At 59.0% G+C, this 15,416-nt stretch carries 12 protein-coding genes and 1 pseudogene; 7 read left to right on the top strand and 6 right to left on the bottom strand.

Annotated features, from left to right (window positions below; translation table 11 throughout):
* Positions 1-283: 283 nt before the first annotated feature.
* Positions 284-995, bottom strand: a pseudogene (locus tag BBD46_RS23265) (transposase); the annotation flags it as partial.
* Between the two features lie 311 nt (positions 996-1,306).
* Here BBD46_RS23265 and BBD46_RS21905 point away from each other — a divergent pair.
* Both BBD46_RS21905 and BBD46_RS18495 read left to right on the top strand, forming a co-directional pair.
* Positions 1,307-1,978, top strand: a complete 672-nt coding sequence (locus BBD46_RS21905; RefSeq protein WP_241431474.1) for a chromosome partitioning protein ParB — start codon at positions 1,307-1,309, stop codon at positions 1,976-1,978.
* Between the two features lie 74 nt (positions 1,979-2,052).
* Complete coding sequence (locus tag BBD46_RS18495; RefSeq protein ID WP_071403130.1) at positions 2,053-3,495, top strand: polysaccharide biosynthesis C-terminal domain-containing protein; 1,443 nt, start codon at positions 2,053-2,055, stop codon at positions 3,493-3,495.
* Between the two features lie 19 nt (positions 3,496-3,514).
* Here the strand turns inward: BBD46_RS18495 and glmS are convergent, their stop codons facing one another.
* Both glmS and BBD46_RS18505 read right to left on the bottom strand, forming a co-directional pair.
* Positions 3,515-5,329, bottom strand: a complete 1,815-nt coding sequence (glmS, locus tag BBD46_RS18500) for a glutamine--fructose-6-phosphate transaminase (isomerizing) (protein WP_071403131.1) — start codon at positions 5,327-5,329, stop codon at positions 3,515-3,517.
* Between the two features lie 2 nt (positions 5,330-5,331).
* Entirely contained in the window at positions 5,332-6,507 is a 1,176-nt protein-coding gene (locus BBD46_RS18505) for a sugar phosphate nucleotidyltransferase (protein ID WP_071403132.1), read from the bottom strand.
* Positions 6,508-6,712: 205 nt separating this feature from the next.
* Here BBD46_RS18505 and aglF point away from each other — a divergent pair, with 205 nt between their 5' ends.
* From aglF to aglJ, 4 genes are all read left to right on the top strand, one after another.
* Complete coding sequence (gene aglF / locus BBD46_RS18510) at positions 6,713-7,450, top strand: UTP--glucose-1-phosphate uridylyltransferase AglF (RefSeq protein ID WP_071403133.1); 738 nt, start codon at positions 6,713-6,715, stop codon at positions 7,448-7,450.
* A 1,226-nt stretch (positions 7,451-8,676) separates the two neighbouring features.
* On the top strand, positions 8,677-10,056 hold the full coding sequence (locus tag BBD46_RS18515) for a Cdc6/Cdc18 family protein (protein ID WP_071403134.1): 1,380 nt from the start codon (positions 8,677-8,679) through the stop codon (positions 10,054-10,056).
* A 99-nt stretch (positions 10,057-10,155) separates the two neighbouring features.
* Positions 10,156-11,523 carry a UDP-glucose dehydrogenase family protein gene (locus tag BBD46_RS18520; protein ID WP_071403135.1) on the top strand — a complete coding sequence of 456 codons (1,368 nt, stop codon included), beginning with the start codon at positions 10,156-10,158 and terminating at the stop codon, positions 11,521-11,523.
* A 122-nt stretch (positions 11,524-11,645) separates the two neighbouring features.
* Complete coding sequence (gene aglJ, locus BBD46_RS18525; protein ID WP_071403136.1) at positions 11,646-12,722, top strand: S-layer glycoprotein N-glycosyltransferase AglJ; 1,077 nt, start codon at positions 11,646-11,648, stop codon at positions 12,720-12,722.
* A gap of 123 nt (positions 12,723-12,845) precedes the next feature.
* On the opposite strand, the gene BBD46_RS18530 is transcribed toward aglJ, so the two are convergent.
* A complete protein-coding gene (locus BBD46_RS18530) occupies positions 12,846-13,175 on the bottom strand; it encodes a hypothetical protein (RefSeq protein ID WP_071403137.1) in 330 nt (109 codons plus the stop codon).
* A 150-nt stretch (positions 13,176-13,325) separates the two neighbouring features.
* Between BBD46_RS18530 and BBD46_RS18535 the strand changes: the two genes are divergently transcribed.
* Entirely contained in the window at positions 13,326-13,535 is a 210-nt protein-coding gene (locus BBD46_RS18535) for a ribbon-helix-helix domain-containing protein (protein ID WP_004216700.1), read from the top strand.
* A 456-nt stretch (positions 13,536-13,991) separates the two neighbouring features.
* Here BBD46_RS18535 and BBD46_RS18540 read toward each other — a convergent pair whose 3' ends face one another.
* Both BBD46_RS18540 and BBD46_RS18545 read right to left on the bottom strand, forming a co-directional pair.
* Entirely contained in the window at positions 13,992-14,420 is a 429-nt protein-coding gene (locus BBD46_RS18540) for a hypothetical protein (RefSeq protein ID WP_071403138.1), read from the bottom strand.
* 170 nt (positions 14,421-14,590) lie between these two features.
* On the bottom strand, positions 14,591-15,301 hold the full coding sequence (locus BBD46_RS18545) for a hypothetical protein (protein ID WP_071403139.1): 711 nt from the start codon (positions 15,299-15,301) through the stop codon (positions 14,591-14,593).
* Positions 15,302-15,416 lie beyond the last annotated feature (115 nt).

Here is a 15,416-nt window from a genome sequence, read left to right on the forward strand (position 1 = left end):
CAAGTGCGTTCAGGTTTGTTTGTGAGGGCGAGCATAATCCGGACATTCTATAGTAGCCACTGCAAGTCAATGCACACCTGATCACACGACTGCTGTGCGATCAGTGTGTAAATAGTTGCAGTTGTTACTATAGCGGGTGTCAGGGCGTGCTGCTTTTGATTGAATTGTTGCTTTGGAAGCTGATGTAGTGGTCAACGAAGAACAGGTCGAATAAACGATAGAAGAACTTACGGAACTCTTAATATCAGGATCGCACACGCGCGGCATCGCCGAACGTGCGCTAGATCACCGAGAAGACGATCCCAGATAACGCTCTCTGCCCGTAGAGAGTACCCATCAATCCGTGCGTTGTGCGCGTGATCAATGGGATGTAATTCACGATGCCTGATTAGCGGTCTCACGCCTTCTTTTCTCAGCTTATCTCGAAATTACTGCCAGTTGTAGCCTTTGTCGGCAGCGAGATTGTGTAACTCACGGCGGACGAGTTGCCAGCCGAGTTGGGTGTCGCAACGTTTCTCGGTCATGTATTGAACGTCGAGAACAGTTTGTGACTTCACATCGACAAGAGCCGTTGTCTTGAGCGTGTGCACACGTGGTAATTCGTCCATCAGAAATAGTATTGTTGGCGTTTTCACGGTCAAAAACGTCGCGTCTATCTCTGCATGACCAGTGGCTCATGCAGTTCGCCGACAGGCGTAGCAGCACTCACCGGACCGGCATCTTAGTCTTGCCAAACGATTTCACTAGCGCCGAGTGATCAAGGAAATTGACCTTCTTAAGGCTAATTACCGCCAATATTTCCGGCACCTCACTCAGAGAATTAAACGCTTCACGGTAGGATTTCTCTAAGTATACCCGCAGACAATGCAACGAAACGACGGCGTAGTCGACGAATCCGCCACCATCGTTTGGGGGGCGGCGGTTTCGGCTCAACTACCAACAGCACTTTTAGCCAACATCACGGCATTCCCAGCGAATGAATAAAAATTTGACATAATCAATAGGATCCTCCTGTTTTAACTCCCTAGTTCTATCGGTTAAAGTCTACGTAGTTATTCGATTCACCAGAGCCCACAGAAAGGAAATCATCAATGGGTTGCAATCGTAACCGAATTATATCACCATGTCCCCAATGCAATTACTCACAACTATCCAATCTTTATTCCGGGATGGGTTTTACATTCTCCGAAATGAAGGTATTCTATCCTTTTTCAGTACAGTACTGAGGATCATAGGATTGAATTATCAAGGTATAAACTATTATATAATATATTTTTATAAACAATATCTACACTTTCACCAGCGAATGGCAGAACCCTTCACAGTTATAAAAGTGAATCCTAAGAAGATACAGAGCACTGCGCCAGGGAATATTGATCGATGGAAACACATCGGTGAGGTTCGGTCTGGAAACTGGGATCAGTCGAACAAATCACTCAATGAACTCATAAAATATCGTAGCGTTGTTGATCGGTTCCAAAATGATGTTGCTTGGGAAAACACAGAGATATATTCTACAGCTATAGAACGCGTCAGTGAAGGGGAAGTGTACTGGAACGGTTGTCGAACAATCAATGATATTGAACAACGAGCGAAGAGCATCGAAGATTTGTATGCTTCTATTCAAGAGTCTGGTTTCAAATCACAATCCGAATTGCAGGGCAGGAGCGTCAAATCTATAGTTCTGAGCGGTTCATTTGATCGATCAAAGACCGATATAGCGGTAGCTATCAGTCGTAACGGCGACTTCTTATTCATTGATGGCAACCATCGGCTTGCGATTTCTCATGTGCTTGAACTTGACGAAATCCCCGTTCGTATTGTTGTTCGCCACTCCGAATGGCAAAATCTACGCGAAGAAGTCATGAACGCTAACTCAAAAGAAGAACTATCTGAACGCGCAAAAAGCAACATTAACCACCCAGATATTGCTGAGACCGTTCCAGATAGTTGGGTGACTGAACAAAGCGATGAATAAAAGTTCTACCTCAGACAACAATCTACTTTATCACCGGACCCTGACAACCGAATTAGATAGAGTGAGTTATTTGTATGCGATTGGGACAGACATCAATTATATATTTTGTATCTAAATTCCTCGGTGCCTCACTAGGTTTTCTCGCAACAGTCTACTTCGCCCGAGTCCTCGGCGAAGACATCCTCGGCCAGTACGCGCTCGTCATAACGCTTGTTACGTGGTTCGCGATTGGTGGTCAGGTCGGGTTCTCCGGAGCAATTACCAAACGGATCAGCGAAGGTGAAGAAGCGGAGGAATTCGTCGGCGCTGGACTCATAGTAATGGGGGCGATGATGACCGCGGTTGCTGTCCTCGTCGTCGTCTTTCGTGAACAGGTGAACGCATACGTTGGCGTGCCAGTTGCCGAATTTGTCGTTCTTATCCTCTTTGTTACTCTCTACAAAGAACTCATCAACGCATCGCTGAAAGGGACCCATCTCGTGCACGTCTACGCAGTTCTCTCGAGTGGCAAGCAGATTACGCGCGCGATTGTACAGGTTGCGCTCGTCGTGATCGGCTTCGAACTCGCAGGAATGCTCTGGGGATACGCGATCGCCTACATCATGACGGCGACGATCGGCATCTGGATTCTCGGCCTTCGACCCGCACTCCCACGGAAGGAACACGTCGTCAGTCTCTTCAAGTACGCCAAATTTGCCTGGCTCGGAAAGATGCGCAGCAAGACGTTCGATACCGTCGATATCGCCGTGCTCGGCTTCTTCGTCACCCAGGGACTGATCGGCATCTACTCTGTCGTCTGGTCGCTCAGCAAGTTTCTGGATATCTTCGGTGATGCGATCAGTAGCACGCTCTTTCCCGAGATGAGTAAGGTCTCCGCGGAGAAGGACTCGAGTGCAGTCGCCGGGCTCACGAGAGATGCGCTCTCCTATGCAGGACTGATTCTGATTCCAGGCCTCGTCGGTGCACTGGTCATTGGTGATCGACTACTACTGGTCTACGGCGAACCGTTCGTCGCCGGGACAGAGGTGCTTACAGTTCTCATCGTCGCGTTGCTCGTCTACACCTATAACAAACAGTTGCTGAATACGCTCAATGCGATCGACAGACCTGACCTTGCGTTTCGGGCAAACGGTGTCTTCATCGCTACGAACGTCATCCTCAACGTCGTTCTCATCTGGCAGCTCGGCTGGGTCGGTGCAGCCATTGCAACAGCACTATCTGCTGCAGTTGGGCTCGTAGTCGCCTACTACTACGTCAGATCAAACGTTCCAATTACGGTTCCACTGTCCGAGATCAGCCGTCAGTGGGCTGCAGCAGTTGGAATGGGGCTCATTGTCTACGGTACCCGTCAGTTGGGAGAAGCGCACTGGCTGGCCGAGTACAACACTGTGTTCGTCGGCATCTTGGTGACTATCGGTGCAGTGGTCTACTTCGGGGCACTGTTTGGAATCTCGAGTTCGTTCCGAACGACAGTAACGAACAATCTCCCGTTCGATATACCACTCCTCCCAAATTGAGGACGTATCCTGTGCTTGGTTATTCGACCGTAACGCTCTTCGCCAGATTCCGCGGCTTGTCGATCGGCCGATCCTGCAGATCCGCGATGTAGTACGCGAACAGTTGCAGGTAGACGTTCGCCACGAGTGGCGTCGCGGTCCCAAGTGATGGCACCTCGAACGAGACATCCAGCGCGTTCGTCTCGACGGTGCCGTCGACGATACCGATCGCGGGTGACCCGCGGGTCTGTGCTTCGGCGACGTTGTTGAGCGTCTCTGCCGGCCGCGTTCCCTCGGTCAGGACGGCGAGAACTGGCGTCTCGTCGGTCACGAGCGCGAGCGGGCCGTGTTTCAACTCGCCTGCAGCGAATCCTTCCGCATGGTCGTAGGCGATCTCCTTCAACTTGAGCGCGCCCTCGAGTGCAACCGGATAGCCGTAGGTCCGGCCGACGAAGAAGTACGCCGAGGCGTCGACGTAGGTTTCGGCCGCCTCGCGGACTGTGTCGGCTTCGTCGAGGACCTGCTGGACTGCGCCGGGGAGTCCGCGGAGGTCTGCGAGTGCACTTCGAGCGTCGGCCGCCGAGAGCGTCCCGCGTTCTCGGCCGATGAAGAGTGAGAGGAGCGCAAGGGTCGTCACCTGCGAGGCGAACGTCTTGGTCGCGGCGACGCCGATTTCCGGCCCCGCACGGATGAAGAGGCTGTCGTCGGCTTCCCGTGTGACCGTGCTGCCGAGCGTATTCGTCACTGCGAGTGTGCGTACGCCAGCGCCACTGGCGCGACGCAGCGCGCTGAGCGTGTCGGCCGTCTCGCCGCTCTGCGTGACGGCGACAGTGAGCGTCCGCCAGGGGTCGCGGCCGCCGTTGAACGTGTACTCACTGGCGAGTTGGGCCGACGCGCGAACGTCGGCGACGCTTTCGAGGAGCCCCGCCGCGTACTGGGCGGCGTAGTACGAGGTGCCACAGGCGATCAACTGGATCTCCTCGAGTGACTCCAGAAATCCGGGCGGGAACTCGAGGTTGAGGTCGGCAGTTCCGTCGTCGAGGTTCACCCGCCCCGAGAGCGCCTGCCGGAGCGCGGTGGGCTGTTCGTGGATCTCCTTGAGCATGTAGTGGTCGTAGCCGCCCTTTTCGGCGGCGTCGGCGTCCCAGTCGACGGTTTCGATGGGGCGGTCGACAGGGTCCCTATCCTGTGTGATCGTCACTGTGCCGTCCTCCAGAACGACGACGTCGCCGTCTTGCAGATACGTGACATCGCGCGTGTGCTCCAGGAAGGCGGTGACGTCGCTCGCAAGAAAGGCAGTTCCGTCGCCGTGGCCGACGACCAGCGGGCTCTCGTGGCGCGTCGCGACGATTCGATCCGAGCCAGCCTCGACGGCGGCGATTGCGTAACTGCCCTCGAGTTCGTCGACGACGGACTCGAGTGCCGACTGGAGATCGTGGCCCGCTTCGAGTCGTTGCTCGAGCAGGTGGGGGACGACCTCGGTGTCGGTATCGCTCGTGAACTCGTGGCCGTCTGCAATGAGTTCGTCCTTGAGGGTCGCGTAGTTCTCGACGATACCGTTGTGGACGACGGCGACCTCGCCCGTCATGCCCGTGTGCGGGTGGGCATTGGTATCGGTCGGCGGGCCGTGTGTCGACCAGCGCGTGTGGCCGATCCCACAGGTTGCACTCGAGACGGACGGCACGTCGAGGCCGCTGACTTCGCCCTCGCGTTTGGTGATGGCCAGGTCGTCTGAGCCGCGGTCGACGAGCGCGATGCCCGCCGAGTCGTAGCCGCGGTAGTCGAGGTTTTCGAGGCCGCTGTGGACGATCGATCCGACGGGACCCTCACCGACGTAGCCGACGATTCCACACATGATTACCCCCTCCTGACGACCGCATCGGGTTCGATTCGACCGGTGACGTGCGCGCCGGCGTCGACGACGGCGTCGTCGCCGAGAACGGTGCCGGGATCGACGGTGACGCCGCCGCCGAGGGTGGCGTTGTCGCCGATCGCGCCGCCGAAGTCGACGTCTTCGTGGACCTCGCCGTCGACAACAACGGTGCTCGTTCCGCCTGCGATCGTCGTGTTCGCTCCGATTCTGGCGTTGCTCGCGACGATGGCATCGCGGACGACGGCACCGGATTCGATCACTGCGTCGGGGAAGACGACCGCGTTCGAGACGACCGCGTTCGGCTGAATCGTGACGTTGTCGCCGAGCGCGGTGCTGCCGCCGACGGTCGCGTTGGCACCCAACGAAACGTCGGTGCCGATCGCCGTATCCGTCGCGACTGCGCCCTCGAGTGCCGACTCCTGGGTCGTTTCGAACTTGTCGTCGCCGAGAATTGCCGCGTTGACGCTGAGCAGGTCCCAGAGGTAGGAAACATCCAGCCAGGTGTCGTGTTCCCGAACGGCGCTGGCGGGCCGGTCAGCGAGGATGGTCTCGAGTGTCGTCGTGATTGCGAGCTCTCCTTTCTCCGTCGGCGTCTCCCGGATCGCATCGAAGATGTCGTTCGAGAAGCCGTAGACGCCCGCGTTGATCAATTCCGAGCGGGCTGGGGCGGTCGGCTTTTCGGTGATTTCGGTGACGCGGTCGCCTTCGATGGAGACGACGCCGTAGTCGCTCGCGTGGGCCGACCGGGTGACCGAGAGGACGGGTCGGTCGGCGTCGGTTGCGACCGCGTCGCGGACCTGCGAGACGAGTGAGGGATCGACGATTCGGTCGCCGTTGAGCACGAGGAACGGACCGTCAACGACCGCCTCGGCCTGCAAGACCGCGTGGGCGGTCCCGAGCTGTGTGTCCTGGACGACGTACTCGATGTCGACGTTCCAGTCGTCGCCGTCGCCGAAGTAGTTCCTGATCCGTTCCTGGCGGTAGCCGACGACGAGTACAATGCGGTCGATACCGGCACCTGCGAGTGCCGAGACGACGTAGTCCAGTATCGGTCGGTTCGCGACCGGAACCATGGGTTTTGGTCGCCGGTTCGTCAGCGGATCGAGCCGACGACCCTCTCCGGCCGCGAGTACGACGGCCGGCACGGTCTCTTCGCTCATAGGTGCTCTTGCCCGAGTATCCTTGAATAACTGCTGGTAGGCAGGCTCAGGGTAACAGGTCACGATCGAGAGTTGCACCGGTCTGTCTCGTGAGTGGAGAACGGTCTCCGGTTGTACACCAGCACCAACAAAAGAAGATCGCCGATAAAACTGAACAATCACGATGCCCGAAGACATATAGGACTTGCATCGGACCTCTATCCATATGCAAGCAGTCGTACTGGCCGCGGGCAAGGGAACCCGCCTTCGGCCCCTGACCGAGGACAAACCGAAGGTCCTCGTCGAAGTCGACGGAACGCCGCTCATCGAAGACGTCTTCGACAATCTTCTCGAGATCGGTGCAACGGAGTTCATCGTCGTCGTCGGCTACCAGAAAGAGCAGATCATCGAACGCTACGGCGACGAGTATGAGGACGTTCCGATCACCTACGCTCATCAGCGCGAGCAGCTGGGTCTCGCTCATGCCATCCTACAGGCCGAACCACACATCGATGACGACTTCATGCTCATGCTCGGGGACAACATCTTCCGGGGCAACCTCGGTGACGTAGTCAACCGTCAGCAAGAGGAGCGAGCCGACGCAGCGTTCCTCGTCGAAGAAGTCCCCTACGAGGAGGCCTCGCGCTACGGCGTCCTCGATACGAACGAGTACGGCGAAATCGTCGAGGTCGTCGAGAAACCCGACGAACCCCCATCGAATCTCGTCATGACCGGCTTCTATACGTTCACGCCCGCGATCTTCCACGCTTGCCACCTCGTCCAGCCCAGCGATCGCGGGGAGTACGAACTTCCCGACGCGATCGACCTCCTCATCCAGTCCGGCCGAACGATCGACGCGATCCGCATGGACGGCTGGCGCATCGACGTCGGCTATCCCGAAGACCAGGAAACCGCAACGGAGCGCCTCCAGGGAGACTCACCGATGGCCAGTCAGACTGAGTGAGCGTCCGCGATCGAGGCTGACTCAGCAAGGTGTACTCGAGTAGCGCAGCCAATCCGTTTTCCCTGCGCTCAATCGAACGACAGCCAAGGTTTTGACGTGCGGGATTATCTCAATTGTGTGGGATCTTGTGTTGATGTGTTGAGTCAAACAGTACGTGACTGGTGGCTATCGGCACCCCCACACCAGATTTCAGATGAAATGGAGGGGGACGTGAGGGGTGGGGTGTGAGATGCGGATGATGGTGTAGTTGGGTCCAAGTGCTGAATATCGGCTGTAGAAACGTTTGAAGAGCGACATTCTACCGACAAGCTATCGGCGGCCTTGGATGTTTATTATAACTATTACTGTACAGGTTATCTAGTACTACTACTAGCGTAGTAGAAAGGTAAGATAGACGATGATGAGAAACATACTGGTTCTGCATGTTTTGGAGACAATCTATTTATATTGTCTGCAGCGTTTTCCGCGAATTGGTGCGGCGGGCATACCCAGTTGGGACACCGGGTTTCAGATGAATTCGGTGGCCACCGATGCACTGTTCTCCAGACGGTTCCTGCCTCAATCAGGCACTCGTCAACCATCACAGCAATCCAGACCACCGGATCACCAGTCCACCAGATTACCAGATCACCAGTCCACCAGATTACCAGATCACCAGTCCACCAGACCGTTCTCGGCGTTACTCTCATCACCAATTCTCTCCTATCCCGTTGTTACCTTCAGTATCGCCGTTCCACTGTTTCATCATCCCCACCCACAGTTCCATCATCGCCATTCCACTGTTTCGCCATTCCATCAGCCCTATCGCTCGACCACTGCTCTACTTCCCCACCTCCTACCACCCCACCCACACCCTCCCGACAATTACATCTGAAATCCGGTGTGAGTGTCCCGTCTTCGTCGCCACTACTCGAGTTCCCACCAGCCCATTTTCCATCAGTTCATTTCCCAACAACCAGATCTGTCCACCACCCCATCTACCCAGTGACGAAATCATCTGAAATCTGGTGTGGGTCCCCACCCCGCCACCAAGCACCAGCGGAGCCAGCACCACACTGTGATGCCAATTCATTTGAAATCCGGTGTCTATCTCGTCACATCGACAGCATTCAGCCGTTATATCGCCGTATGCTGATCGTGAAATGTAAGAACGGCACTCGAGTACCTCCCGACCGAAGATAGGTGAGAAAGAAAGAACTAAACCAAATTCATTTGAAAGACGGTGTATGACACTGTCGACGGAGGGGGGAGCAACGCTCGGCGAGTTCGCGGCCGAGCACGGGGCGGTTGCTCACTCTCGCTCCGAATCTCGCGACGATCCGCTGGCGGTTCTCGACGAGGAGGATCGCATTTTCGCGAACGAGGATCTGCTACGGATCGATCACGTCCCCGACCAGAACAAGATTGTCGGGCGAAACAACCAGATCGAGACCGTCGCACGGCGATTGAAGCCGACGATTTCTGGTGGTACGGGGAAGGGAACACTCTTGCTCGGCAAGTCCGGCTCCGGAAAGACGCTCGTCACCCGCTACGTCAGCCGTGAAGTCGTCGAGCGCGGCGAGGAAAACAACGTTCGCATCGGCCGCGCGGTCATCGACTGTGCCCAGCGCCGGTCAGAGGTGCAGACCGTGATCCACCTCGCGAAACGGCTCAACGAACCCGAGGAAACTGGAATCACGATTCCGCACTCAGGGATCGCGACGGGGGCGTACTACGACCGTCTGTGGCAGGTAATCGACGAACTGTACGACGCTATCATCGTCGTGTTAGACGAAATTGACCGACTTGCGCCGCCGGACGACGTCCAGAACGTCCCACCAGAAGACGCCGACGACAGCAAACTCCTGATGCAACTCTCCCGGGCCGGCGAGGAGAACGACGTCGACGCGAGTATTACGGTCATCGGCATCAGCAACGACCTCAAGTACGGCGATCGACTCGACACCCGCGTCGAGAGTTCGTTCTCGCCGGACGAGATCGTCTTCCCGGCCTACGATGCGAACCAACTCGGCGATATCCTCACTCGACGGCGTGACGCCTACCGAGCTGATGTCCTCTCGGATGATGTGATCCCGCTCTGTTCAGCCTTCTCTGCCCAGGAACACGGCGACGCCCGACGGGCGATCGATCTCTTCCGACTCGCCGGCGAGGTCGCACGGGACAACGACGCCGACTGCGTTCGCGAGGAACACGTCCGCGTCGCGAACGACGACGCCGAAGTCACGCGCATTCAGGATCTGATCCGTGGCTGTCCGACACAGGCGAAGATTGCTATCGCCGCGCTCGCGACGATGGACGAGTTCACCGATCGCTCGGCGTTCAAAGCGACAGAGATGTACCGCGTCTACCGGGCGTTTGCAGAAGCCATCGACGCGAACGTCCTCGGGAAGAAGCGAATCACGGATCAGTTGCGCGAGTACGAAACGCTGAAAATCATCGATATGAAGCGGACGAGCGACGGCTACCGGGAGGGGACCTACCTCCAGCTCTCGTTGCTCGACGACTCGAGTCTCATCTTGCAGACGATCGGCCTCGACGAGCGCTGTGCGAAAATTCCGATCGACGCGCGGATGCGCCGGCAGATGGAGACGATCCTCGACGGCTAACTGCCGCCGTTCTCGTCTACGGCCGTCCCAATCCGACAGGGTTTCAGATCCAAAAACGACTAATCGCAGTCGCTCGTCTGCTCGTGTACGACTCACAGTATGCACGTCTCTATCATTGGCAGCGGCTACGTCGGAACGACGATCGCCGCCTGTCTCGCGGATCTCGGCCACGAGGTCGTCAACGTCGAAATCGACGAGGCAATCGTCGAGACGATCAACGCCGGCGAGGCCCCGATTCACGAGTCCGGGCTGGCAGAGCGAATCGCCGACCACGCCGGTCCCGACGCCGACCACGCCGATTCCGATGGTCCCAGTATGAGCGGGAACCTGCGCGCGACGACCGACTACGCCGACGTTCGCGAGACCGACGTCACGTTCCTCTGTCTCCCGACGCCACAGGCCGAGGACGGCAGTCTCGACCTCGCGCCGATGCGCGCCGGTTCGGAGTCACTCGGCCGTGCACTCGAGCCAACGGTTGGCGAAAGCGACGCCGAGAGCGATCACCTCGTCGTCGTCAAGAGCACCGTCCTGCCCGGAACCACCGAAGACGTCGTCGGCCCCATCCTCGAGCGCGAGTCCGGCACCGCGATCGGTGAGGGTCTCGACCTCGCGATGAATCCAGAATTCCTGCGGATGGGAACCGCGGTGCGGGACTTCCTCGAACCCGACAAGGTTGTCGTCGGCGCGACGAGCGACGCCGCCGCTGCGACGCTCCGCGACCTCTACGCGCCTATCCTCGAACGCGAGGAAACGGATCTCGTCGAAACGGATGTCCGCGAGGCCGAACTCATCAAGTACGCGAACAACGCCTTCCTCGCGTCGAAGGTCTCGCTGGTGAACGAACTGGGCAATATCGCCAAGGAGTACGGTGCTGACGCCTACGAGGTCCTCGAGGCGGTCGGCCTCGACGACCGCATCTCGGCTCGCTTCATGCGCTCGGGGCTCGGCTGGGGCGGCTCCTGTTTCCCCAAAGATGTCGCCGCGCTCCGGGCCGGCGCTCGCGAGCAGGGCTACGACCCCGACCTGCTCGACGCCGTCGTCTCGGTCAACGACGAGCAGCCGACCCGACTGGTCTCCCTGCTCGCAGACCACGTTTCACTTGATTCTGCGCGGATTGCTGTCCTGGGACTCTCGTTCAAGCCGGGTACCGACGATATCCGCAAGTCTCGTGCACTCGACGTGATCGACGAACTGCAATCACGCGGCGCGAGCGTCGTCGCCTACGATCCGGTCGCGATGGACAACGTCAGAGAGCAGTACGGGGAGACGCGATTCGACGGGGCACTCGAGTTCGCTGCCTCACCGGACGACGCCCTTTCTAATGCGGACGGGGCGGTGGTGGCGACGGATTGGCCAGAGTTCGACGAGTTGTCGTTCGATGAGATGGCACAGCGAGTGGTCGTCGACGGCCGACGGGTTGAGATTGATGAGCGCAAACTCGACGTGTACGAGGGGCTGACCTGGTAGCGCTGCGGAGCAAGGTTTGGGGTTATCAGAGTCCAAGGAGGCGAGGGGATGAGCGGTCCCTCGACAGCGTGGCAACCAGCGTATCAGTATCCTTTTGCATACCGCCCAACGAGTGACTGGCGATGGAGTATGACGGAACTCGTGCAGAGTCGGTCGATCCGGCCTCCGAGACCGGAGGCGTGCTCGCCATGACCGACGAGCGGCGCGAGATTTCGGCCGCGGACGTTTGTATCCTCCTTCCGACCCTCGACGAGGCGGCGACGATCGGTGACGTAATCGACGACTTTCAGGACCTCGGCTATGGAAACGTCGTCGTCATCGACGGCGGATCCACAGACGGGACGCGAGAGATTGCAAGCGAGCACGGCGCACAGGTGCTAACCCAGTCCGGCAAGGGGAAGGGACAGGCCGTACGCGAAGCAGTGTCCTACATCGATGTGCCCTACGTCCTGATGCTCGATGGCGACGGCACGTACGATCCGGCGGATGCGGAGACGATGCTCGAACCGCTCTCCCGTGGCTACGAGCACGTCATCGGCAACCGCTTTGCCGATATGGACGACGACGCGATGAAGGCGCTGAACGGCGTTGGAAACCGACTCATCAATCGCTCGTTCCGGTTCATCCACGGCGCAGCGTACGAGGACATCCTCTCGGGCTACCGGGCGTTCACCGTCGACTCGTTCGATCGGCTCTCGCTCGACTCGGACGGCTTTACGATCGAGACCGAACTCGCCGTCGAGTGTGTGAAACACGGCGTCGAGACGACGGTCGTCCCGGTCAGTTACAGCGCCCGACCGGAGGAGTCGGAGACGAACCTCCACCCGATCAAAGACGGCGGGACGATCATCCTCGCGCTGTACTCGCTGGCGAAGACGAACAACCCGCTGTTTTACTTCGGGAGTCTCGGCATCGGCGGCATCGCGGCCGGTGGCGCAATCGCGACCTACGTGCTCTGGCGCTGGCTCCAGTACGGCGTTGGCCACGAGATTCTCGCGCTCGTCTCGGCGGCCGCCATCTTACTCGGCGTACAGCTACTCATGTTCGGCGTCCTCTCGGACATGCTCGTGACCCTGCATCGCGAGCAGCGGCGGCGACTCGAGCAGATTACGCGGAAGGCACGCGACCAGCAGCCGGCAACAGAAGGTGATCGCGCGTTCGAGTACGATGACGACGGCGGCGAACAACACGACGAGTAATCGAGCGACGGTCTCGTCTTTTGTCTCTCATCTCTCTTCTCTCTTCTCCGGGGCAGAGCATCCAATACGTACTGCGTTCAACGCGCCCAGAGCGGGCAAGAACGGACGCTCAGAGACTCAAACTCAGAACGGCAGCATCGACCGCACCTGCTGAAACATCCCACCCGAATGCTCCTTGCGATATTCCTCGAACGGCTGGTGCAACTCGTTCAGTAACTGCTGTCTCGAGCGGAACTCGCGCGCCTGGACCTCGTCGAGCATTTCGCCCAGTGTAACGTCATTTCCGTGGACGTCGTACGGAACGCGTTCGTGGCCGAGCTCTGCTGCGACGTCGTCTTTCGTTGCCGGAAACGAGAGGTCAGCAGTTCGGAGGTGCGCATCGACGGCGGCGATTCCGAACTCGACACTCTCCGGGTCGTCGTCGTCTCCGCTCGATGGTGGCCGGACTCCCATACCATGCGATAGACTGCCGAAATATAAAAACCGCTACGGAGTCCGTGCGGTTTTCAGGGCAGAATTGGATGCGCCACGATTCCGAATGCAGAAACCGGAGACATCTCTCGGTGGCGATACGCATTTGACGCCCGCGACGGAGTATCGACTATGACCGAGTACACGACGGTGTCGATCCCGAAGGATCTCGCCAACCGAGTCGACGAAACCATCGAAGGAACGAGCTTCCAGAGCACGAGCGACCTCGTCCGATTCCTGCTGCGAAGCATCGTCATCCAGCACCAGAAACAGGGCGAACTTACGGAGGCGGAGTTCGAGGAGATCACCGAACAGCTTCGTGGACTCGGGTATCTCGAGTAGTCCTCGTGCGCACCGAAGAGAGTGTGTAGAGAGCGGAGGGGGCGAACAGCGCTCGGCAATGCTATTTTCCGACTCGAAACTGTATTCCTACACGGAGGTCGACCAAATCATGCCACACGTTCCGAACTTCCCATCGTCAGACCGTGATGAGGAGGACGAACGCAGCGAGACGGGACGTCGGGGTATCATCGACCGAATTATCGACGGCGGCGTGCCGAGTGGCGGTTGACGTTGTCGGCAGCGGCTGGTGAGACTGCTGTACAGCGGCTGATGGCCGTCGTCGTTGCTGTTGCTGTTGTTGTTGCTTTCGCTGCCGCCGCTGCTGGTGTCGTTCTCACCACTGCGGCCACAAATCGACTATTTTGCGGGGTATGAGTGTTGTCCGAGACAAAGATCGGTGGCCTGCTTACCGTCTCGGTGGACGCGTTTGCATCTTCGACCCATCAATTCCTGCGGTTAGCCGGATAGCGACTGCTCTGGTGGCTCGGCGTCGATAATCTCGAGCGGCTTGCGGTTCCCCGACCGGTCGAACGCACCGAAGGAATCCTCGTCGTCCGACCACGGCGGTACCGCGACGAAGACCACCTGTGCGAGGTCGTCTCGCTTCGTCACCTCGAGTTCGCGTAGCGGATGTGAAACGAACTGTCCCTGGGCCTGGCGCGCAGGTGTCGAGAGATCGACGCCGAAGACGGCGTTGATCGCGTTCCCGGGATCGGGTAGGTAAAAATCGGTGAAGACGGGCGTGTCGGGTGGGATTGCGCCCGCACCGCCGCCCGCGAGCTCACCCGCGGGTGTCACCGATACGCCGGTCGTCACGCGATCCGGATCCGCATCGCTGGCGAGATCGAGCAGGACGTCGACGAGTGCGCGGGTGATGTACACCATGTGGGCGGTCCCTACGCGGAGCGCGTAGTTAGATGTACGCCCCGGCAAACCCAGACCCTGACCCGAGTCCATGCGCAGATCCAGCCTAAACCCAGACTCAGATCCAAACCCAGGTCTGGGCGCAGAACTCCCGGCGAGCAACTGTCGAGCAACTGTCGGCAACCGCCGCACTACACCGGCAACAACCGCCTCACTGCACCGGCATACACCCGCGGTGCACCACGCCGGGCGTTCAACAGTGCCTCCTCGAGTGCAACCGCTGCGGACTCGGTGACGCCTGCGCCGTGGCCGACGAGGACGCGCTCGGGGGCGAACCCGCTCAGGGCGTCCGTCGGCGGGACGGGCCGAAGCATCGGATGGACACCGAGGCGTTCGTCGCCGGCGAGGAAGTACGAAACCGTGCCGACCGCTTCGGGGACGAGCAGGGTTCCGCGTTCGGGGTCGTAGATCGCGACCTCCTGCCAGAATCGGTTGTCGACCACCGTATGTGCCTCGAAGCCGGTATCGGAGAGTTCGCTGGTGAAGCGTGCGACCGGGGCGTCGATCTCCTCTGAGACATCCTCATACGTGGCCGGCAAATAGACCGGCACGTCGTGCCGGTTCGCGATCGCCGCCGCGTCGCGTGTATGTCGATCTAGCAGGACGACGACACCGGCAACCTCGCCGTACTCGGCGAGCAACTGGTCGAGTCCCTCCGCGTCGACCGGGTCGAAGACCCAGACATCCTTGCCCGACGCGCTTCGGGTCTGATCACCGTCGACGACCAGGGCGTGGCTCGCACGCTGCATGCGCTCGTCGGGGTGGGCGATCCAGCCGACGCCGCCGTCGAACCGATCGATCACCTGAAACTCGCTCGCGCGTTCGTCGACGCGAAATGCCATGCTGATCGCTACGGGCGGTCGTCACATAAACGTGACAGGCAACTACCGTGGACGCCCGTTCTCTCGTCGTCCGCACTCCACCCCGCAATCCCGTCGTCCGCGTTCCACTCTCGCG

The organism is Natrialba sp. SSL1 (assembly GCF_001861355.1).
GTDB lineage: Archaea > Halobacteriota > Halobacteria > Halobacteriales > Natrialbaceae > Natrialba.

Coding starts and splice junctions, on each gene's coding strand:
- BBD46_RS18540 (WP_071403138.1), bottom strand. CDS start 14,420: ATGGTGTACATCACCCGCGCACTCGTCGACGTCCTGCTCGATCTCGCC.
- BBD46_RS18520 (WP_071403135.1), top strand. CDS start 10,156: ATGCACGTCTCTATCATTGGCAGCGGCTACGTCGGAACGACGATCGCC.
- BBD46_RS18530 (WP_071403137.1), bottom strand. CDS start 13,175: ATGGGAGTCCGGCCACCATCGAGCGGAGACGACGACGACCCGGAGAGT.
- BBD46_RS18495 (WP_071403130.1), top strand. CDS start 2,053: ATGCGATTGGGACAGACATCAATTATATATTTTGTATCTAAATTCCTC.
- BBD46_RS18545 (WP_071403139.1), bottom strand. CDS start 15,301: ATGGCATTTCGCGTCGACGAACGCGCGAGCGAGTTTCAGGTGATCGAT.
- aglJ (WP_071403136.1), top strand. CDS start 11,646: ATGGAGTATGACGGAACTCGTGCAGAGTCGGTCGATCCGGCCTCCGAG.
- aglF (WP_071403133.1), top strand. CDS start 6,713: ATGCAAGCAGTCGTACTGGCCGCGGGCAAGGGAACCCGCCTTCGGCCC.
- BBD46_RS18515 (WP_071403134.1), top strand. CDS start 8,677: ATGACACTGTCGACGGAGGGGGGAGCAACGCTCGGCGAGTTCGCGGCC.
- BBD46_RS18535 (WP_004216700.1), top strand. CDS start 13,326: ATGACCGAGTACACGACGGTGTCGATCCCGAAGGATCTCGCCAACCGA.
- glmS (WP_071403131.1), bottom strand. CDS start 5,329: ATGTGTGGAATCGTCGGCTACGTCGGTGAGGGTCCCGTCGGATCGATC.
- BBD46_RS21905 (WP_241431474.1), top strand. CDS start 1,307: ATGGCAGAACCCTTCACAGTTATAAAAGTGAATCCTAAGAAGATACAG.
- BBD46_RS18505 (WP_071403132.1), bottom strand. CDS start 6,507: ATGAGCGAAGAGACCGTGCCGGCCGTCGTACTCGCGGCCGGAGAGGGT.